The sequence below is a fragment of the Rubrivirga sp. genome (genome assembly GCF_965213695.1).
Taxonomy (GTDB): Bacteria; Bacteroidota; Rhodothermia; order Rhodothermales; family Rubricoccaceae; genus Rubrivirga.
This window is the reverse complement of record NZ_OZ243912.1, coordinates 1,704,352-1,721,988: the sequence shown is the minus strand read 5'-3', so window position 1 is coordinate 1,721,988 and position 17,637 is coordinate 1,704,352. Positions and strand designations below refer to the sequence as shown.

13 protein-coding genes and 1 tRNA gene are annotated in these 17,637 nt (G+C 72.9%); 11 read left to right on the top strand and 3 right to left on the bottom strand.

Annotated elements, in window-relative coordinates; all coding sequences use genetic code 11:
* Positions 1–52: 52 nt before the first annotated feature.
* From dacB to ACOOHE_RS07470, 5 genes are all read left to right on the top strand, one after another.
* Positions 53–1,549: a D-alanyl-D-alanine carboxypeptidase/D-alanyl-D-alanine endopeptidase gene (dacB, locus tag ACOOHE_RS07490; protein ID WP_420457184.1), complete on the top strand. Its 1,497-nt coding sequence runs from the start codon at positions 53–55 to the stop codon at positions 1,547–1,549.
* Between the two features lie 93 nt (positions 1,550–1,642).
* The gene (hslV, locus tag ACOOHE_RS07485; protein ID WP_420457183.1) at positions 1,643–2,185 is read left to right on the top strand and encodes an ATP-dependent protease subunit HslV; all 543 of its coding nucleotides are present in this window, start codon (positions 1,643–1,645) and stop codon (positions 2,183–2,185) included.
* Positions 2,186–2,558: 373 nt separating this feature from the next.
* The gene (locus ACOOHE_RS07480) at positions 2,559–3,497 is read left to right on the top strand and encodes an NYN domain-containing protein (RefSeq protein WP_420457182.1); all 939 of its coding nucleotides are present in this window, start codon (positions 2,559–2,561) and stop codon (positions 3,495–3,497) included.
* A 123-nt stretch (positions 3,498–3,620) separates the two neighbouring features.
* Entirely contained in the window at positions 3,621–5,063 is a 1,443-nt protein-coding gene (gene hslU, locus ACOOHE_RS07475) for an ATP-dependent protease ATPase subunit HslU (protein WP_420457181.1), read from the top strand.
* A 288-nt stretch (positions 5,064–5,351) separates the two neighbouring features.
* Positions 5,352–6,779 carry a lipopolysaccharide biosynthesis protein gene (locus ACOOHE_RS07470; RefSeq protein ID WP_420457180.1) on the top strand — a complete coding sequence of 476 codons (1,428 nt, stop codon included), beginning with the start codon at positions 5,352–5,354 and terminating at the stop codon, positions 6,777–6,779.
* A gap of 130 nt (positions 6,780–6,909) precedes the next feature.
* Here ACOOHE_RS07470 and ACOOHE_RS07465 read toward each other — a convergent pair whose 3' ends face one another.
* On the bottom strand, positions 6,910–8,526 hold the full coding sequence (locus ACOOHE_RS07465; RefSeq protein ID WP_420457179.1) for a DEAD/DEAH box helicase: 1,617 nt from the start codon (positions 8,524–8,526) through the stop codon (positions 6,910–6,912).
* A gap of 304 nt (positions 8,527–8,830) precedes the next feature.
* Between ACOOHE_RS07465 and ACOOHE_RS07460 the strand changes: the two genes are divergently transcribed.
* Positions 8,831–9,763, top strand: a complete 933-nt coding sequence (locus ACOOHE_RS07460; RefSeq protein ID WP_420457178.1) for a GNAT family N-acetyltransferase — start codon at positions 8,831–8,833, stop codon at positions 9,761–9,763.
* 72 nt (positions 9,764–9,835) lie between these two features.
* Here ACOOHE_RS07460 and ACOOHE_RS07455 read toward each other — a convergent pair whose 3' ends face one another.
* Positions 9,836–10,735, bottom strand: a complete 900-nt coding sequence (locus ACOOHE_RS07455) for a hypothetical protein (RefSeq protein ID WP_420457177.1) — start codon at positions 10,733–10,735, stop codon at positions 9,836–9,838.
* Positions 10,736–11,017: 282 nt separating this feature from the next.
* On the opposite strand from ACOOHE_RS07455, the gene ACOOHE_RS07450 reads away from it, so the two are divergent.
* Both ACOOHE_RS07450 and ACOOHE_RS07445 read left to right on the top strand, forming a co-directional pair.
* Positions 11,018–11,752, top strand: coding sequence for a glycosyltransferase family 2 protein (locus ACOOHE_RS07450; RefSeq protein WP_420457176.1), 735 nt, complete (start codon positions 11,018–11,020; stop codon positions 11,750–11,752).
* Entirely contained in the window at positions 11,749–13,407 is a 1,659-nt protein-coding gene (locus ACOOHE_RS07445; RefSeq protein ID WP_420457175.1) for a DUF6798 domain-containing protein, read from the top strand. Before ACOOHE_RS07450 ends, ACOOHE_RS07445 begins: the two co-directional genes overlap by 4 nt.
* A 265-nt stretch (positions 13,408–13,672) precedes the next feature.
* On the opposite strand, the gene ACOOHE_RS07440 is transcribed toward ACOOHE_RS07445, so the two are convergent.
* Positions 13,673–14,596, bottom strand: a complete 924-nt coding sequence (locus ACOOHE_RS07440) for an NUDIX hydrolase (RefSeq protein ID WP_420457174.1) — start codon at positions 14,594–14,596, stop codon at positions 13,673–13,675.
* 41 nt (positions 14,597–14,637) lie between these two features.
* Between ACOOHE_RS07440 and ACOOHE_RS07435 the strand changes: the two genes are divergently transcribed.
* From ACOOHE_RS07435 to ACOOHE_RS07425, 3 genes are all read left to right on the top strand, one after another.
* Complete coding sequence (locus ACOOHE_RS07435) at positions 14,638–16,392, top strand: T9SS type A sorting domain-containing protein (RefSeq protein WP_420457173.1); 1,755 nt, start codon at positions 14,638–14,640, stop codon at positions 16,390–16,392.
* An 86-nt stretch (positions 16,393–16,478) separates the two neighbouring features.
* A tRNA-Gly gene (locus ACOOHE_RS07430) sits at positions 16,479–16,551 on the top strand.
* A gap of 87 nt (positions 16,552–16,638) precedes the next feature.
* Positions 16,639–17,547, top strand: coding sequence for a UbiA family prenyltransferase (locus ACOOHE_RS07425; RefSeq protein ID WP_420457172.1), 909 nt, complete (start codon positions 16,639–16,641; stop codon positions 17,545–17,547).
* The last annotated feature ends 90 nt before the right edge of the window (positions 17,548–17,637 follow it).

Here is a 17,637-nt window from a genome sequence, read left to right as displayed (position 1 = left end):
GCACGATGCGCCCTTCCCCTTCCGTTCCGACGCCTCTCCGGTCGCTCACGCCATGCGCATTCGCTTCTCCGCCCGCTGGGCGGTCGTCCTCGTCGCCCTGCTCACCGTCGGCGCCAGCGCCCAGCCCACGTCGTCGCGCGCCGGCCTGGCCGAGCTGATCGACGGGGTCCTCGACGCGAGCGCGTTCGACGACGCCTACTGGGGCGTCTACGTGGTCAACCTCGACACGGGCGAGGAGCTCTACGACCGGAACGCCCAGCGGCGCTTTATTCCGGCCAGCAACATGAAGCTGCTGGCGACGGCCGCCGCGCTCGACCAGCTCGGGCCGGGCTTCCGCTACCGGACCCGGCTCTACGCCGACGGGCCGGTCCAGAACGGGACGCTGCTGGGCGCGCTCGTCGTCCAGGGCTCGGGCGACCCGTCGTTCGGCGGCCGGTTCCGCAACGGCGACGCCCTCGCCACCTTCCGCGAGTGGGCCGACAGCCTGCGCGCGCTTGGCATCCGCCGCGTCCAGGGCCCCGTCGTCGGCGACGACGACGTGTTCGACGACGTCCACCTGGGACAGGGCTGGCAGTGGGACGACCTGAAGTGGTACTACGGCGCCGAGATCGCCGGGCTCCAGTTCAACGAGGGGACGGTCCACGTCGAGGTCCACGGGACGACGCCGGGCCAGCCGGCCCGGATCGACGTCTCGCCCGACTACGGCTACGTCCGGTTCGTCAACCGGTCCACGACGACGGCCGGCGGCGGCATCCGCGAGGGCTACGACCGGGCGCTCTCCGACAACCTGTTCACGGTGACCGCCAGCGTCCCCGCCGGGCGGACCGAGACCGAGGACCTCTCCGTCGTCAACCCGACCGACTACTTCGTCTCGACGCTCGTCGGCGTGCTCCGCGACCGGGGGATCGACATCGTCGGCGACGCCGTCGACGTCGACGAGTGGGGCCGGCGCCCGCACTACGAGACGCTGACGCGCGTGGCCACGCACACGTCGCCGCCGCTCCGCGACATCGTCGAGGAGACCAACACGTCGTCGAACAACCTGTACGCCGAGCACTTGCTGCGCACGCTCGGCGCCTACGTCTACCAGGGGAGCGACCTCCCGACCGGCTCGGCGTTCGCCGGCTTCGAGGCCACCAAGCCGTTCCTCACGCGGATCGGGGTCGACCCCGAGAGCTTCCGCGTGGCCGACGGCTCCGGCTTGTCGGCGCTCAACCGGCTGACGCCGGTCGGCATCGTCGGCATCCTGCGGGGGATGCACCAGCACCCGGACCGGGCCACGCGCGAGGCGTTCGAGCAGTCGCTCCCGCTCGGCGGCTACACCGGCACGCTGCGGAACCGGTACCGCGGCGGCGACGCCCGCGGCAACGTCCGCGCCAAGACCGGCTACATCTCGGGCGCGCGGACGCTCTCGGGCTACGTCACGAGCGACCGCGGCGACCTCATCGCGTTCTCGCTGCTGTGCAACAACTACACGGTCTCGACGAGCCGCGTAAACCAGGCCCAGGACCAGATCGTCGAGCTGCTGGCGGACTACGAAGGAGAATGATGAATGAGGAAGGCGGAACGAGGAAGGCCGCCTGATCCTGGCGTGCCATCGGCTCGTACCCCTTCTCCGTTCCGCCTTCCTCGTTCCTCGCTCATGCAGATCCACGCCACGACCGTCCTCGGCGTCCTCCACAACGGCCGCGTCGCCCTCGGCTCCGACGGGCAGGCGACGATGGGCGACACCGTGATGAAGCACAAGGCGCAGAAGGTGCGCCCGCTCTACAACGGCAAGCTGCTCGCCGGCTTCGCCGGGTCCACGGCCGACGCCTTCACCTTGTTCGAGCGGTTCGAGGCCAAGCTCGAGCAGTACGGCGGCAACACGGTGAGGGCGGCCGTCGAGCTGGCCAAGGACTGGCGGACCGACCGCTACCTCCGCCGCTTGGAAGCGCTGTTGGCTGTCGCCGCCCCGGACCGGCTGCTGTTGGTCTCGGGGACGGGCGACGTCATCGAGCCGGACGACCCGATCCTGGCCATCGGCTCGGGCGGGAGCTACGCGCTCGCCGCCGGCCGGGCCATGATGAAGCACGCGCCGGACTTGTCGGCGCGCGAGATCGTCGAGGAAGGGCTCCGCATCGCGGGCGAGATCTGCATCTACACGAACCTGAACACGACGGTCCTGGAGTTGGAGGCGGAGTAGAGCCGTCGGCGGAGGCGCCGCGTGGACGTGCGCAGGAACACGTCCGTCTGATCTGTTTCCGTCTGACACCTCCTCGTTTGAGTCATCCCCGCGAAGGCGGGGACCCATACGCTGTAGGTCAGGCCGCATGGGTCCCCGCCTTCGCGGGGATGACTCGTCGTGGAACTGTTCAGCTGGAGTTGGTGTGACCCGACAGCGACGTCTAGCAGATCCTTCGCTCCACTCAGGATGACGGGATGGGGGTCGAGCGCGTGGGAACCGGGACGTTGCCGTGGCCCAGCTTTCGGTCCCGGCGGGCGCCTGGTCCGGCGGTCTCCGTAGCTTCGGCGGTGCGTCACTCTTCCGGCGCCACCGTTCCCCAGCCTTCGACCCCATGTCTGAGATCACACCCGACGCCGCCGCAGACGAGCCGGCCGGCGCCCGCCAGGCCGCCGTCCTCGTCGACTACCAGAACCTCCACCACTACCTCAAGGGCCGGATGGGCCGCGACGGTTCGTCGGCCGACCTCGCCGGCGCCCTGTTCAAGGCCCTCCGCGACCGGCTCGCGGCCGACGACACGCGACTCGTCCGGGGCCGGGCCTACGCCGACTTCGGCGGGCTCGACGACCACACGCGCCACGTCCAGCGGAGCCTGTACCTCCACGCCATCGAGCCGGTCTACGTCCCGGCCACGATGCACCGGAACACGACCGACCTCCAGCTCGCCGTCGACGCGGTCGAGATGCGGGACCGGCACCCCGAGATCACGACGTTCGTGCTCCTCGCCGGCGACCGCGACTACGCGCCCGTCGTGACGGCGCTGCTGGCGCACGGCCGCCGCGTGTTGGTCGTCGGGTTCAAGGAGCACCTGTCGCCGTACCTCCTGGAGCACACCGACGCCGGCGAGTTCGTCGACGCCAACGACCTGCTCCCGGCCGACGCCCTAGCGCCCGAGGTCGAGGTCGGCACGGCCATCCAGACGACCGAGTTCGCCGAGGTCCAGGACCCGGCCTACGAGATCAACTACGACGCGCTCGAGGTGGTCGAGAAGTTTTTCGGCCAGTACGAGGAGATCTACCTCACCCCGCTCCTGCGCCGGCTGTCCGACGAGATCGGCGAGGTCGAGGGCCACGACCCGAAGTCCTTGGTGGCCGACCTCGAAGAGTGCGGGGCCGTCCGGCTCGAACGCCGCAAGGGGATGCCGTACGACTACACCGTGCTCCTCGTCAACGGCGAGCACCCGGCCGTCGTCGAGGTCCGCGAGGAGATCCACGGGGCCGCCGTCCAGGCGACCGACGACGGGCTCCCGTTCGAGGACGACGCGGAGATCTAGGCGCGGGCCCGTGGGACGCAGTTCGTGGGAAGACGCCCCCGCACCGCGCCCGACGCCCCTCGTCCCCGCATCCCCGCCGGGCGTCGGGCGTAGCCGGCGACTCCGACCGCCAGAGCTCTTCCCATGGACGCCCCCCAGACCCTCCCCCCTGCCGCCACCGCCGACGTTGACGACCTCGCCGGGCTCACGCCCCACCAGATCGTCGCCGAGCTCGACAAGTACATCGTCGGCCAGGACGACGCCAAGCGGTCCGTCGCCATCGCGCTCCGGAACCGCTGGCGCCGGCTCCACGCCGACCCCGCGCTCCGCGACGAGATCACGCCGGCCAACATCATCCTGATCGGGCCGACCGGCGTCGGCAAGACCGAGATCGCGCGGCGGCTGGCCAAGCTGACCGGGGCCCCGTTCGTCAAGGTCGAGGCCACCAAGTTCACCGAGGTCGGCTACGTCGGCCGCGACGTCGAGTCGATGATCCGCGACTTGGTCGATCTGGCCGTGGCCCAGGCCCGCGACGCCCAGGTCGAGCGCGTCCAGGAGCCGGCCAAGGCCCAGGCCGAGGAGCGCCTGCTCGACCTGCTCTTGCCGCCGTCGAAGCCCCGCGTCCCGGCCGGCCTGGGCTTCCCCATGAGCACGACGGCGCCCGAGCCCGAGGCCCCGACCGAGGAGGACGACTTGCGCCAGCGGACGCGCGAGAAGTTCCGCGACCGCTTGCGCGCCGGCTCGCTCGACGACCGCGAGGTCGAGATCGACGTGTCGCTCGACCGGACCACGAACCTCCAGATGTTCGGCCCGATGGGGTTGGAAGAGATGGGGATCAACTTGCAGGAGATGCTGGGCGGGATGGGCAAGAAGCGCCAGAAGCGGCGCGTCAAGGTCCCCGAGGCCCTCGAGCTGCTGGCCCAGGAGGAGGCCCAGAAGCTCATCGACGGCGAGGCGGCCAAGGCCGAGGCGCTGCTGCGCGTCGAGCAGGCCGGCATCGTGTTCGTCGACGAGATCGACAAGGTGGCCGGGCGCCAGCAGGCCGGCGGCGGGTCCGGCCCGGACGTGTCTCGGGAGGGCGTCCAGCGCGACCTGTTGCCCATCGTCGAGGGCTCGACGGTGATGACCAAGCACGGGTCGGTCAAGACCGACCACATCCTGTTCATCGCGTCGGGCGCGTTCCACGTCTCGAAGCCGTCGGACCTCATCCCCGAGCTCCAGGGCCGCTTCCCGATCCGCGTCGAGCTCCAGTCGCTGAGCGAGGCCGACTTCGTCCAGATCCTGACGGCGCCCGAGAACGCGCTCCTCAAGCAGTACGGGGCGCTGTTCGGGTCGGAGGGCGTCACGTTGACGTTCACGGACGACGCCGTCCGCGCGATTGCCCAGACGGCGGCCCAGGTCAACGAGGAGGTCGAGAACATCGGCGCCCGCCGCTTGCACACGATCCTGACGACGCTCCTCGAAGACCTCCTGTTCGAGGTGCCCGACGGCCCGCACGGCGACGTCATCGAGATCACGGCGGCCGACGTCGAGGACAAGCTGGCGGGCGTGGTGAAGAACCGCGACCTCAGCCAGTACATCTTGTAGAGGCATGGGGGACGAGGCACGGGGCACGACGGGGGCGGACGGGCTCCGGGCGCCCGTCCGTCCCCGGTCTCTGCGGGCGAGTCCTTTGCCCGCCGGAACAGGGCCGGCGAGACGATCGGAGAGCAACCAAACACCAGCCGTCATTCCCGCGGACGCGGGGATCCATACGCAGCGGCGCCTCAGCGAGCGCCCCCCTATGGATCCCCGCGTCCGCGGTGACGACAATCGTTTGATTCAGCCATCTGACCTGCTGCGCAGGAGGGCCGGAGGGGTGGACCCCTCCGCCTCGTGAGCCGGGGCCGCGCCGTCGCCGACCGGCTCCGGGCGCTGGCCGAGGGCCGCTCGCTCCGCCACGTGCTGACCCTCGTCACCGGCGCGACGGCGGCACAAGCGCTGCTGTTCGCCGCCCGCCCGCTGCTGACGCGGCTGTACACGCCCGAGGCGTTCGGCCTGCTCGGCGTGTTCGTCGCCCCGGCCTACCTGCTGGCGGTCCTGGCGACGTTGCGCTACGAGGACGCGATTGCCGTGCCGCGCGAGCCGCGCGACGGGGCCGGCGTGTTCGCGCTCGCGGTCGTCGCGGCGGTGGCCACCGGACTGCTGCTGCTGCTCGGCCTCCCCTTCCGAAGCGCGGCGGCCACCGCGCTGGGAGCGCCGGAGCTGGCGCCGCTGCTGGTGTGGGTCCCGCTCGTGACCGCCGCGCTCGGCGTCGCTGGGGCGGCGCGGACGTGGCTCGCGCGCGTCGAGCGGTACCGGGCGATGTCGGCCGTGGTGCTGGCCCAGGCCGTCGTCGTCGTCGCCGTCCAGGTGGGGCTGGCGGATGCGGGGGCCTGGGGCTTGGTCGTGGGGACGGCGCTCGGGGCGGCCGTCCTCGGCGGCGCCAGCCTGGCGCTCGCTGCCGACGGCGTGGCCCTGGCGCGCAGGGTGGATCTCGGCGCGCTCGCTCGGAGGTTCCGACGGTTCCCCTTGTTTGGGCTGCCCGCGTCCGGCCTCGGCCAGCTCGCCGTGCGGCTGCCGCCCCTCGTGCTGGTGGGCGCGTTCGGGCCGGCCGTCGTCGGCTACTTCACGGTCGCCGTGGCCTCGGTCGCCGTGCCCGTCGGGCTGGTGACGGAGGCCGTCGGGCAGGTGTTCTACGTCCGCGCTGCCGAGGCCGAGCGGGCCGGGCGGCTGGGCGAGCTGGTCGAGCGCGTGTTCTCGCGGCTGGCGGCGTTCGCGGCGTTCCCCGTGCTGGCCGTCGCGCTGCTCGGGCCCGACCTGTTCGCGGTCGTGTTCAGCGAGCCGTGGCGGACGGCCGGCGAGTTCGCGCGGCTGCTGGCGCCGTGGCTGTTGCTGGCCGCCGTCGCCCCGCCGCTCACGCGCGTGTTCGACGTGACCGAGCGCCAGCGGTCCGAGCTCGCCGTCGGCGCGTGGACGGCGGCGCTGGTGGGCGCCGGGCTCGCCGTCGGCGTGTGGACGGGCGAGGTCGGGCCGGCGCTCGTGGCCCTGGCCGTCGGCGGAGCGCTGGCGCGCGTCGTCCAGCTCGGGTGGATCGCCCACGTCGGACGGGCGTCGGGCGCGCGGATGGCGCTCGACCTGGGCCGGAGCGTCGTCGCGGCGTCCGTGTGCCTGGTCCCGGCGGCACTCGCGCTGGCGTGGGGCGGCGTGTGGGCCGGGCTCGGCGCCGCCGTCGTCGGCGGCGTGGCCTACGCCGTGTGGGCGTTGCCAGCGGACGAGTCGTAGGGACACGATCCATCGTGTCCGCCCGTGCCATCAAGGCCGCTCGCGGACGCGATAAATCGTGTCCCTACAAGACAGAGAGACCCAGCGAGCGGGTCGGCTCACGCCTCACCGCTCACGCCTCATCATCCCCCTACACCACCTCGATCTCGGCGAGCCGCTTGCCGAACCGGTAGTCGCCGGACTGCGCCAGCACGCGGTCGACCAGGTTCTCCGGCACGTCGACCAAGGTCTGCTCGTCGTGGATGAGGATCTTGCCGATGGCCTTGCCCGGGATGTCGGCCGTCCGCGCCAGCGCGCTGACGACCTGGCCGGGTAGCACGCCCTCGTCGCGGCCGGCGTCGAGGGCCAGGCGGACGTAGCCGTGCTCGCGCGCGTTCCGGTCGCCGCTGTGGGACGGACCGCGCGACGGGCCCCGGCTCGGTCGCCGGTCGTGGACGGGCTGGATCGGCAGGACCGGCGCCTCAGCGCGGGCCTCCCGGGCGACGGCGAAGGCCGCCGCCGCGATTCGCATCGGGTCCTCGCCGGCCGCGACCAGGTCGAGGACCAGCTTCCGGTCCGTGTCGGTCGCCGCGTCGAGCGCGTCGGCGACGCTGGCGGCCAGCCGCTCGCGGCGGACGGCCTCGACGTCCTCGACCGTCGGCAGGTCGGCGAACGGGATCTCGCGCTTGGCGTAGCGCTCGACGCGGTGCAGCAGCCCGCGCTCCCTGGGATCGACGAGGGACAGCGCCGTCCCGTCGCGCCCGGCCCGGCCCGTCCGCCCGACGCGGTGGACGTAGGCCTCCGAGTCGACCGGGAGGTCGACGTTGAACACGTGCGAGACGTGGTCGATGTCGAGCCCGCGCGCGGCGACGTCGGTGGCCACCAGGATGCGGACGCGCTGGTTCTTGAACCGCGACAGGACGGCCGTCCGGGCGCCCTGGCTGAGCTCGCCCGAGATCGGCTCGGCGGCGTAGCCCAGCTCGCTGAGGTCGGCCGCCAGCCGCGACGTGGCCTCCCGGGTGCGGACGAACGCGAGCGCGCTCGTCACGTCGTCGGTCTCGATCAGGCGGACGAGCGCGGCCAGCTTGTCGCGGCCTCGGACGAGGTACGCCCGCTGCTCGATGGCCGCCGCCGTCCGGTCGCCGTCGGCCACGGCAATCGTCTCGGGGTCGTCGAGGTAGGTCCCCGCGATCTGGCGGATCCGGGCCGGCAACGTGGCCGAGAGCAGCGCCGTCTGGCGCGTCGTCGGCGTGGCCTGGAGGATCGTCTCGAGGTCGTCGGCGAAGCCCATCGACAGCATCTCGTCGGCCTCGTCCAGGACGACGGTCTCGACGTGGCTGAGGTCGATGAGCCCCTGGTTCAGCAGGTCGACGAGCCGGCCCGGCGTGGCCACGACGACGTCGACGCCCTGGCGGAGCCGGCGCGTCTGCTTGTGGTACGGCTGGCCGCCGGTGATCGGCAGCGTGCGGACGTTGAGGGCGCGGCCGTAGGTGAACACGGCGCTCGACACCTGGACGGCCAGCTCGCGCGTCGGGGCCAAGACGAGCGCGCGGACCGTCCCGCGGTCGTCTCGGGCCGCCAGCTTGTGGAGCATCGGGAGCGCGAAGGCGGCCGTCTTGCCGGTGCCGGTCCGGGCCTGGCCGATGGCGTCGCGGCCGTCCAAGAGGACGGGGATGAGGCCGGCCTGGATCGGCGTCGGCTCGTCGTAGCCCAGCTCGGCCACGGTGGCCGCCAGCTCGGGGCGGAGGGGGAGATCGGAGAACGTCATGGGGGTGCGCAGCGCGCGGTGCGGAGGCCGTCGGCCTCGTGAGAGCATGGGATGGCGAGTGCCTCGGGCGGTCGCCCGGTCCGGGTCCATGCTCTGCCCCTCGTCCTTCGAGAGTCCCCTTTCGGGGGGAGCCTGGGCGGCGGCCTCACGGCGCGCCGGCGTCTGGGTCCCTATCGGTGGACAGACTAACGGCGGCCCCCGGCCGGCCGTGCGCGGGCCCGGTGACGAGCCGGCGAAGACGCGGCGCAGCCCTCCCGGGCCGCCTCCCGCCCGCCGGTACCTTCCGGCCGCCCCCCACCCTGCCGTGCCCGCCCTCGCCGACCCCCGCTATGCCGCGCTCTGGGAGCGGAGCCCCGGCCGCTCGCCGTTCTCGCACCCGGCCGCCGTCGCCGCCTACGCCCGAGCGTTCGACCTGCCCGCCCGCATCCTGGCCGTCGAGGACGACGGCGGCGAGTGGACGGCCGCCGTGCCCGTCTTCGAGAAGCGGCGCGGGCCGTTCGTGGCCTCCGCCTTGCCCCCGCTCTGCCCGGTCCACCGGCCGCTGCTGGCGGAGCCGCTGTCCGAGGCCGCGACCCACGAGCGGCGCTCGCCGCTCGACGACCTCCTCACGCGCCTCGACGCCGAGACGGACCAGGCCACGTTCGCGCTCGGCGACGACGACCTCCGCCCCTACGCCTGGGCCGGGTGGACCGCCACGCCGCGCGCCACGTACCACCTCGCCCTCGACGGCGACGTCGAGGCCCGGTTCTCGTCCGACGTCCGCCGGCGCCTCCGCCGGGACGCCGCCGCGTTCGAGGTCGTCGAGGACCCGGCGCTGGCGGCCACGAGCGTGGCGCTCATGGACGCCTCGTACCTCCGCCACGGGACCGCCCTCGGGCTCGACGTGGGCGCCATGACCCGCGTCGCCGAGGCGCTCCAGGCGGCCGGGCTCGCGCGGACGGTCGCGGCGCGGCGCGGAGGCGAGGTCGAGGCCGCAGTCGTCGTCGCGAGCGACGGGCGGACGGCCTCGTACTGGATCGCCGGCAGCGTCCCGGGCTCGGCCATGACGGTCGTGATCCGCCACGTGCTCCACCGGCTGGCCGACGAGGGCGTCGAGACGTTCGACTTCTGCGGGGCCAACACGCCGTCGATCGCCGAGTTCAAGCGCCGGTTCGGGTCCGTCCTGGCGCCGGCCCCCATCGCCCGCCGCGTGTCGCACCCGGCCCTCCGCCTCGCCGACCGGCTCCGGCCGCGGTAGGAGCGGGCAGCCTACCGGCCCCCTGCGGGGAACGCGCCCGGGCTCGGCTGCGGGGCGTTCCAGGAGCCCTGCTCAGCAGCCGGAGACGAGAGGCGACAGCCGCTCTGCCATGGCGGCCTGCCCTCTCGCGTTTAAGTGGATGTAGTCCCGGTACTCATCTGGGCGGATCGTCGGCAGATCACGGACGACTTGGACGCCGAGCGAGTCCAACAAACGGAGCACTCTCTGCCCACCTTCGTTGTATTCCCCCGCCTCCACCTCGCCCGTCTCGGCGTGCAAATAGACGGTGAGGGGGACGTCTCGATCGCGGGCGTAGGCGACCAGGTCCGTCCACCCGGGGTTGAGTCCAGCGGGGGCCCGGGCCTCTGGCTCCGATTCGGAAGGCGGGGGCGAGCTCGCGTCCGGCCGCTCCGACCGGACGAGCCGGGAAAGGCGCGGGCGGGCGTATCGGTCCCAGGCCTCCCAGATGGCGCTGACCGGCCGGACGGCCGGGGCGTCTGAGCGGACCCCGACGACGGGATCGAACGTCATCTCGTCCTCCGCGTCGTGGCTCGAAAACACGGCGACGATCCGCCGGGCGCCCCCGTCCCCGTGGGCGCGGAGGAAGGCGGCGGCGTTGTCCGGCCCCCAGCTCCCCGCCGAGACGTTGACGACGCGAGACCGAGGGCCGACCAAGCTGTCGAGGAGCGTCGTGGCCAGCTCCGCCTGATCCGTAGGCGCCCCCCCGTTGATCACGCTGTCGCCGACGAACGCGGCCGCGACGCACTCGCCGTCCCGGAGCGGGCCGCTCCGGCGGCCGAGGGAATCGGTCAAGGTGCGGTTGCCGAACCGGTCGATGTCCTGGTTGGGGGCGAATGCGTACTCGTACCTCCGATCTTCGACGTACAGGGGCGGATTCGCGAAGCCGAAAAGCCTGAGCGCCAATTCGAGTAGCAGAAGAGCGGCTAGCACATAGGATGCGTATTTGATCATAGGTCGGTTCCACGTCGCATGCAATCGGGGCGTCTCCCGCCCGACCCCGGCCGGCCTCTGCACGCCGCTTGGGACGGCAACGCTCGTGGCCCCCGGCGCCGAGGGTCGAGGCCGAGCAAAGTAGCTACGGGCCCGAAAGGGGGGCGTGCGGAGACCCCGATCGTACGTCCCTGCCGCCCCGAGTCAGTCCGGCGACGGCCCCCGGGCTCCCATGGGCGCCCCCGCCCGGGAGTCGCGGCGTCTTGACCGGCGGGTCGGTGCCCGGTGTGGGATCTTCCGCCCATGCCGCCCGCCGTCTCGCTCGTCCTCCCCGCCTTCAACGAGGTCGAGAACCTCGAAGCGGCCGTGGCCCAGGCGTCTGCGGCGCTCGACCGGATCGGCCCGGCGTGGGAGATCGTCGTCGTCGACGACGGGTCGGCCGACGGGACGGGGCCGCTGGCGGACCGGCTCGCCGCCACCGACGCCCGCGTCCGCGTCGTCCACCACGCCGAGAACCGGGGGAAGGGCGTCGCGCTCCGGAGCGGCGTCGCGGCCACGCACGCGCCCGTCGTGGGCTGGACCGACGCCGACCTCCCGTTCGACATGGAGGCGCTCGGCCGGGCCTACGCCCGCCTGACCGAGACCGGGGCCGACCTGGTGGCCGGCGTCCGCACGAACCGGGACGACTACTCGCTCCGGCGCCGCGTGCTCTCCGGCACCTACAACGCCTTGGTTCGCCAGCTGCTCGGCGTGCCGCTCGACGACGTCGGGTTCGCGCTCAAGCTCATGCGCCGCGACGTGTTCGACCGGGCCGACCTGAGGAGCGACGGCGGCTTCATCGACGCCGAGCTGATGGCGTGGGCCTTCCGCCAGCGGCTCGCCATCGAGCGGGTCGGCGTCGCGTTCACCCCGCGCGTCCGCGGGACCTCGACGATGGCCGAGCCCGCGTCCGTCGCCGGCATCCTGCGCGACCTGGTCCTGTTCCGGCTCGGCCGGCTCCGCACGGGGCGTCGGGCCGTGCCCGAGACGTCGGCGTGAGCGAGCGGCCCCGGCGCGTCGGGCCGCCCGCGTTCGTCGTCGTGGCGCTGGCGGCGGCGTGCTACTGGCGCGTCGGCTACGGGTACGGGACGGGCGACCACGAGGAGCTGCTGCCCCAGCTCTTGCGCGCGCTCGACCCGACGCTCTTCCCGACCGACCCGTACCTGCTCAACGAGGCCGCCGGGTTCAGCGTCCGGTTCGTCTGGCTCGGGCTGCTGCGGGCGCTGTGCGTGGTGATGCCGCCGCCGGTCGCCGTGTTCGCCGTCAGCGTGGTGGCGTGGGCCGGGGTGAGCTGGGCCGCGTTCCGGCTGAGCGCGACGCTGGTGCCGAGTCGGGCTGCCGCGACAACCGCCGTCCTGGCGTCGATCGCGACGATCTACTGGACGCCCGGCAGCAACGCGCTCATCGCGCCGACGCTGGCCCCGGAGTCGCTGGCGTGGACGCCCGCCCTCCTCGCCGTCGCCGCGTTCGTGCGCGGGCGCCCGCTGCTCGCCGCCGGGCTGCTCGGCGTGACGGCCTGGCTCCAGACGCTGATGGGCTTGCAGATCGGCCTGATGCTCGGCTTGGTGGCGCTGTGGCAGATGGCCGACGGCGGCGCCTGGACCGCCTTCCGCCGGGCCGTCGCGTTCGGGGCCGTGTTCGCCGCCGTCGCCTCCCCCATCCTGGTCCCGACCCTCCTTACCCAGGTCGGCGCGCCGCCCGTCCCCGACGACGGGCTGACGACGTTCTTCGTGACCGCGTGGCTCCGCCAGGCCCACCACTACCTGCTGCTCTCGCAGCCCGTCGGCGTGCTCGTCCGGTTCGGCGTCGTCGTCGCGGTCGGGCTCGCGGGGCTCGCCGTGCTCCGCCGTCGGGGCGAGCCGCCCGTCGAGCACCTCCGCACGACGGCCCGGATGCTGGCGGTCATCGCTGGGCTCGTCGTGTTTTACGTGGCGATGACGGAGGGAGCCGAGAGCCTGACCGTCGCCAAGATGCAGTTTTTCCGGTTGATGCTGGTGGCCAAGCTGGTCCTGCTCACGTGGGCCTCGGGCGCGGTCGTCGCCGTCGTGCCGACCGCGTGGCAAGACGCGGCCGAGCACGTGTTCGACCGTCGGGCGTGGGGATGGGCCGGAGCCGCCGTGCTCGTCGCCGCGACGGTCGGCCTGGGCGTCGCCGACGTCGGCCGGCCCGGCGCGATGTGGCACCCGCGCGAGCACGCCGAGACCGACCTGTACCGAATCGAGACCCACGTCCGCGAGGCCACGCCGCGCGACGCCCTCTTCCTGGTCCCCCCGTCCACGACCACGTTCCGGAGCCACGCGCTCCGCTCGGTCGCCGTCAACTTCAAGCCGACCACGTTCCGCGACGACAAGATGCACGAGTGGCTGGCGCGGATCCGCGTGCTCGCCCCCGCCCCGCTCCCCGACCGCTCGGGCGGCCTCGCGGCCGTGACGGCCTGGCGCGGCTCGCTCGACTCGGCGTACCACGCCCACACGCCGGGCGAGTGGGCCGCCCTCGCCGACACCTTCGGCGCCGACTACGCCCTCGTCGACCGGACCGAGACGCCGACGCCGCCGGCCGGCGAGCCCGTTCTCGTCGAGGGCCGGTGGGCCGTCTACGCGCTCGCGCCACAGCCTCAGGGGACGGGGATCTCGACGTCGATCCCCGCTCCATGACGGTTCGCCCCCTGAGAGCGCCTATCCGCCAGGACCCTCACTCGGCACCTCACCCACAGTCGTCATCCCCGCGGACGCGGGGATCCATAGGGAGCCGCTCGCCAGGCATATGCATCGCATGGATTGGCTGGCGCCTTCGCTTCGCGGTCCCGCGTGCGCGGGAATGACGGTTTGTTGAGGGCCGTCGGCAAAGAACGCAACCAACGACCCGTCCCCCAGAGCGGGAGAGAGACCCGGCGCCACCCGGGTCCGCGCTGATTCGGAGCTAGGCGTCGTCGCCGGGGATGCCCTCGTCGAACGCGCCCGACACCTGGCCGACGTCCTTGAGATCGGCCGCGCCGCCGCGGTCGGCCCCGACGACGACGTTGTCGGCGTCGATCTCGCGCTCGACCGTGACCTGGTAGCGCATGAAGTCCTCGGACTGGCCGCCGGGCCCGGCCTCCTCGCCCGAGAGCGGGATGGCCTGGATCACCGTCCACCCCTGCCCGACCTTCCGACCGATCTCGGTCATGTGGGCGTCGACGCCGTCGTGCTCTTCGACGTTGACGGAGACGAGGAGGGTCTGCTGCTCTTTCTGCATGGGTCCGGGGAGTTGCGGTCTGGAGTGGACGCCCTGAACGCCCGTCGCCGACCGGGGTTCGTCCAGCAGCCCCTTCGCCAGCGCCCAGAACACGGCCGCGGCGTGGATCCCGTGCGCGATCCGGCCGGCCTCGACCAGCGCCGGCAGCGAGGCCGCCGGGACGAGCCGGACGCGCAGATCCTCCGTCGCCTCGGGCGTGGGGTCGGCGACCGCGTGGGCGTCGCGGGCCACGAAGAGGTGGCCGGAGTTGGTGTGCCGGCCGGGCTCGACGGCCAGCGCTCCGAGGCGGGTCCACCGAGGCGCACGGTAGCCGGTCTCTTCCAACAGCTCGCGTCGGGCTGCCACCTCGGGCGCCTCGCCGGGATCGATCATCCCCGCCGGCAGCTCGAGCGCCACCCGGTCGACCCCGTAGCGGTACTGCTCCACCAAAACGGCCTGCCCGTCGCCGGTGAGCGCGAGCGCGCACGCCCAGTCCGGGTACTCCACGACGTGGTACTCGTCCAAGACGTGGCCGTTGGGCAGGCGAACGCGGTCTTGGCGCAACGTCATCCACCAGCGGTCGACGAGCGTCTTCGTGGCGAGCTGGGTCCAGCGGCGGATCGGGGGCACCGTCGTATCGTGGTGAGGCTTGAACCTACCGCCCCGAGCCCATGCGCCCCGGTCTGCTCCTCCTCGCGCTCCTCGCCCCGCTCGCGACGGCCCAGTACGTCCCCTACACACCCACGCCCGAGTGGACCGCCGTCGGCGACGGGACCGGACAGAGCTGGGGCCACGACGTGACGAGCACCGGGTACGACGGGAGGGTCACCGTTATCGGCGCGTTCGAGGGGCCGGTCCAGTTCGGTGGGTCCGCGCTCGCGACGGACGGCTCGGGTCGGGACGTGTTCGTCGTCCAGTACGACACGGACGGCGTGCCGCTCTGGGTCCGGCAGATCGCGACGGCCGGGCGCGACGTGCTCCCCGGCGGGATCGCGTCCAACAACGAAGACGGCATCTTCGTGTCGGGGACGTTCGACGGGAGCGCCCACTTCCAGGGAGGCGAATCTCCGGACACGACGATTGCCAGCCGCGGAGGCCGCGACGCCTTCCTCGCGCGCTACTCGGCCGACGGCGACCTCGTCTGGGCCCAGACGATGGGCGGCCCCGGCGACGACCGGGGCTACCGCGTCACCGCCGACTATGACGGGGTGCACGTGGTGGGCTCCTTCGAAGCGACGGCTCTGTGGGGCTTGGAGAGCATTACTTGGGTAGTGACGTCGGCCGGCGGGTCCGACGGGTTCCTCGCGCGGCTCACACCGGAGGGTCGGGTCGAGTCCGTCCTCGGCTTCGGCGGCCCCGGCAACGACACGGCCGAGGGCGTCGATACGAACGGGGGCCGAGAGGTCGCCGTCGCGGGGTCGTTCGAGGACACGGCCGCCTTCGCGGACACCACGTTCACCAGTCGGGGCGGCTCCGACGCCTACGCCCTCTATCTGGACGAAGACGGCTCCCTCGTCGACGCGATCCACGTTGGCGGGCCTGGGGCCGACTTCGGTCGGGGAGTCGGGGTCCCGTATCACTTTGGCGATCTGGGAGCCCTCATCTTGACCGGCGCCTTCGAGAACACCGTGCAGGTCGAGAACCGAACGCTGGTCAGCGCTGGCGGGGCCGACGTGTTCATCATTGGGCAGAGCTACTACGGCCGGCCGAGGCAAGCGCACGTCGAAGCGATTCGAGGCGGCGGTCCCGGTCACGACGAAGGGCTTGACCTTGGGTTCGTCGAGGGGTTCTACGGAGACATTGGAGCGCCCTCGTCGGTCGTCACGGGTGTCATCACCGGCGACGTCACGTTTGATTGGCTCGGCTCGGACGAGCGCTCTCTTGCCGGTTTCGGAGGCCGCGACGGATTCGTCATCTCGACGACATCGTACGGCTTCCACGCTCTCGCGGCTCTGGGCGGGACAAGCGACGACGCCGGGTTCGGGGTCAGCAGCTCGGCCCTCTACGGCGACTTCGGGCATGGAAACCTAACTGGCACCTTTGTAGAGGAAGCGGCCATCGGGACCGCGACAGTGATGGGGACGCTCCGCCCGTCCGTCTTCGTCGCGGACTTCCCCGAGGGAGAGCTTGCGCCTTACTCCGTCGCGGCCGAACCGTCTCCTTTCGACGATACAAGCTCGCTGTCCGTCTTCCCCAACCCGGCCCGTCACGCGGCCACCGCCCGGCTCGACCTCGACGCCCCAGCGGACGTGACGGTCGAGGTGCTCGACGTACTCGGGCGGCGCCAGTCCACGATCCACCGGGGCGCGCTGGCGGCGGGCGAGACCCGGCTGCCGGTGCCGCTCGCGGGTCTGGCGCCGGGCGTCTACGTCGTCCGGGTGAGCGGCGGTGCGGCGACGGCCCGAGCGTTCGTGGTCGCCCGCTGAGACCGGGTGAAGAGCGGGCGGGCCGCGTTGACTTGGCCGAGGGGCGGCCCGTACCTTGGGCGTCCGCTCGGCACAGAGCGGGCTCTGCGGAACTAGCTCAGCTGGTAGAGCGCCACCTTGCCAAGGTGGAGGTCGCGGGTTCGAGTCCCGTGTTCCGCTCCCCGAACGCCCCTGGAGACGCCTCCGGGGGCGTTGTTCGTTCGGGGCCGCCCGGCACGGTCTCCGCCCCGCCGTAGACTCGGCCCGATGCCGACTGCCGACGTCTCCCCTCTCGCGTCCGCCCGCGCCGTCGTGCGGGCGCTCCGACCGCACCAGTGGGCCAAGAACGCGCTCGTCGTGCTACCGGCGGCGCTCGCCCACGAGCTCGGCAGCCCCGCCGTCGTGGCGGACCTCGCCGTGGCCGTCGTCGCAATGAGCCTGTGCGCGAGCGGGACCTACGTCGTCAACGACCTGACGGACCGCGACCGCGACCGGGCGCACCCGACGAAGCGGCGGCGGCCGTTCGCCTCCGCCGCGCTCTCTCGCGGCGCCGGCGTCGGGCTGGCCGTGGGGCTCGTCGGCGCGGCGTTCGCCGTGTCGGTGTGGGCGCTGCCCCTCGGGTTCACGGCGACGCTGGCGACCTACCTCGCGCTGACGCTGGCGTACTCGGCCGGGCTCAAGCGCGTGGCCGTCCTGGACGTGCTGGTGCTGGGCGCGCTCTACGCGCTCCGCGTGGTGGCCGGGGGCGCGGCCGTCGGCGTGCCGCTGAGCGAGTGGTTCGTCGTGTTCTCGCTGTTCTTCTTCCTGGGCCTCGGCGTGCTGAAGCGGTACGCGGAGGTCCGCCAGATCGCGGCGGGCGCGGCGCCGGCCGACAACGGGCGCGGCTACCTCGCCGGCGACGGGCCCGTGCTCGGCGCGCTCGGCGTGGGGTGCGGGCTGGTGGCCGTCTTGGTGCTGACGCTCTACGTGACGGCGCCGGAGGTCCGCGCGCTCTACGGCCGCCCCGAGATCCTGTGGGTGGCCGTCCCGGTGGTCCTCTACTGGACGGCGCGGGCGTGGCTCCTGGCCCACCGCGGCCGGATGCCCGACGACCCCGTCCTGTTCGCCGTCACCGACCCGACGACCTACGGCCTGCTGGCGCTCGTCGCGGGCGCCGTCACCGTCGCGGCGCGGTAGCGCTCGCGAGGCCAGAGCCGCCAGGCCGTCGGATACAGCGCGCGACTGGGGAACGAAACCGTTCCCATCGCGGGCCCTATGGAGCCCGAC

Excerpts from the sequence above, each read along its gene's own strand:
- ACOOHE_RS07455 (WP_420457177.1), bottom strand. The coding sequence starts at position 10,735 with ATGATCAAATACGCATCCTATGTGCTAGCCGCTCTTCTGCTACTCGAA.
- ACOOHE_RS07425 (WP_420457172.1), top strand. The coding sequence starts at position 16,639 with ATGCCGACTGCCGACGTCTCCCCTCTCGCGTCCGCCCGCGCCGTCGTG.
- dacB (WP_420457184.1), top strand. The coding sequence starts at position 53 with ATGCGCATTCGCTTCTCCGCCCGCTGGGCGGTCGTCCTCGTCGCCCTG.
- ACOOHE_RS07465 (WP_420457179.1), bottom strand. The coding sequence starts at position 8,526 with ATGACGTTCTCCGATCTCCCCCTCCGCCCCGAGCTGGCGGCCACCGTG.
- hslU (WP_420457181.1), top strand. The coding sequence starts at position 3,621 with ATGGACGCCCCCCAGACCCTCCCCCCTGCCGCCACCGCCGACGTTGAC.
- hslV (WP_420457183.1), top strand. The coding sequence starts at position 1,643 with ATGCAGATCCACGCCACGACCGTCCTCGGCGTCCTCCACAACGGCCGC.
- ACOOHE_RS07480 (WP_420457182.1), top strand. The coding sequence starts at position 2,559 with ATGTCTGAGATCACACCCGACGCCGCCGCAGACGAGCCGGCCGGCGCC.
- ACOOHE_RS07435 (WP_420457173.1), top strand. The coding sequence starts at position 14,638 with ATGCGCCCCGGTCTGCTCCTCCTCGCGCTCCTCGCCCCGCTCGCGACG.
- ACOOHE_RS07450 (WP_420457176.1), top strand. The coding sequence starts at position 11,018 with ATGCCGCCCGCCGTCTCGCTCGTCCTCCCCGCCTTCAACGAGGTCGAG.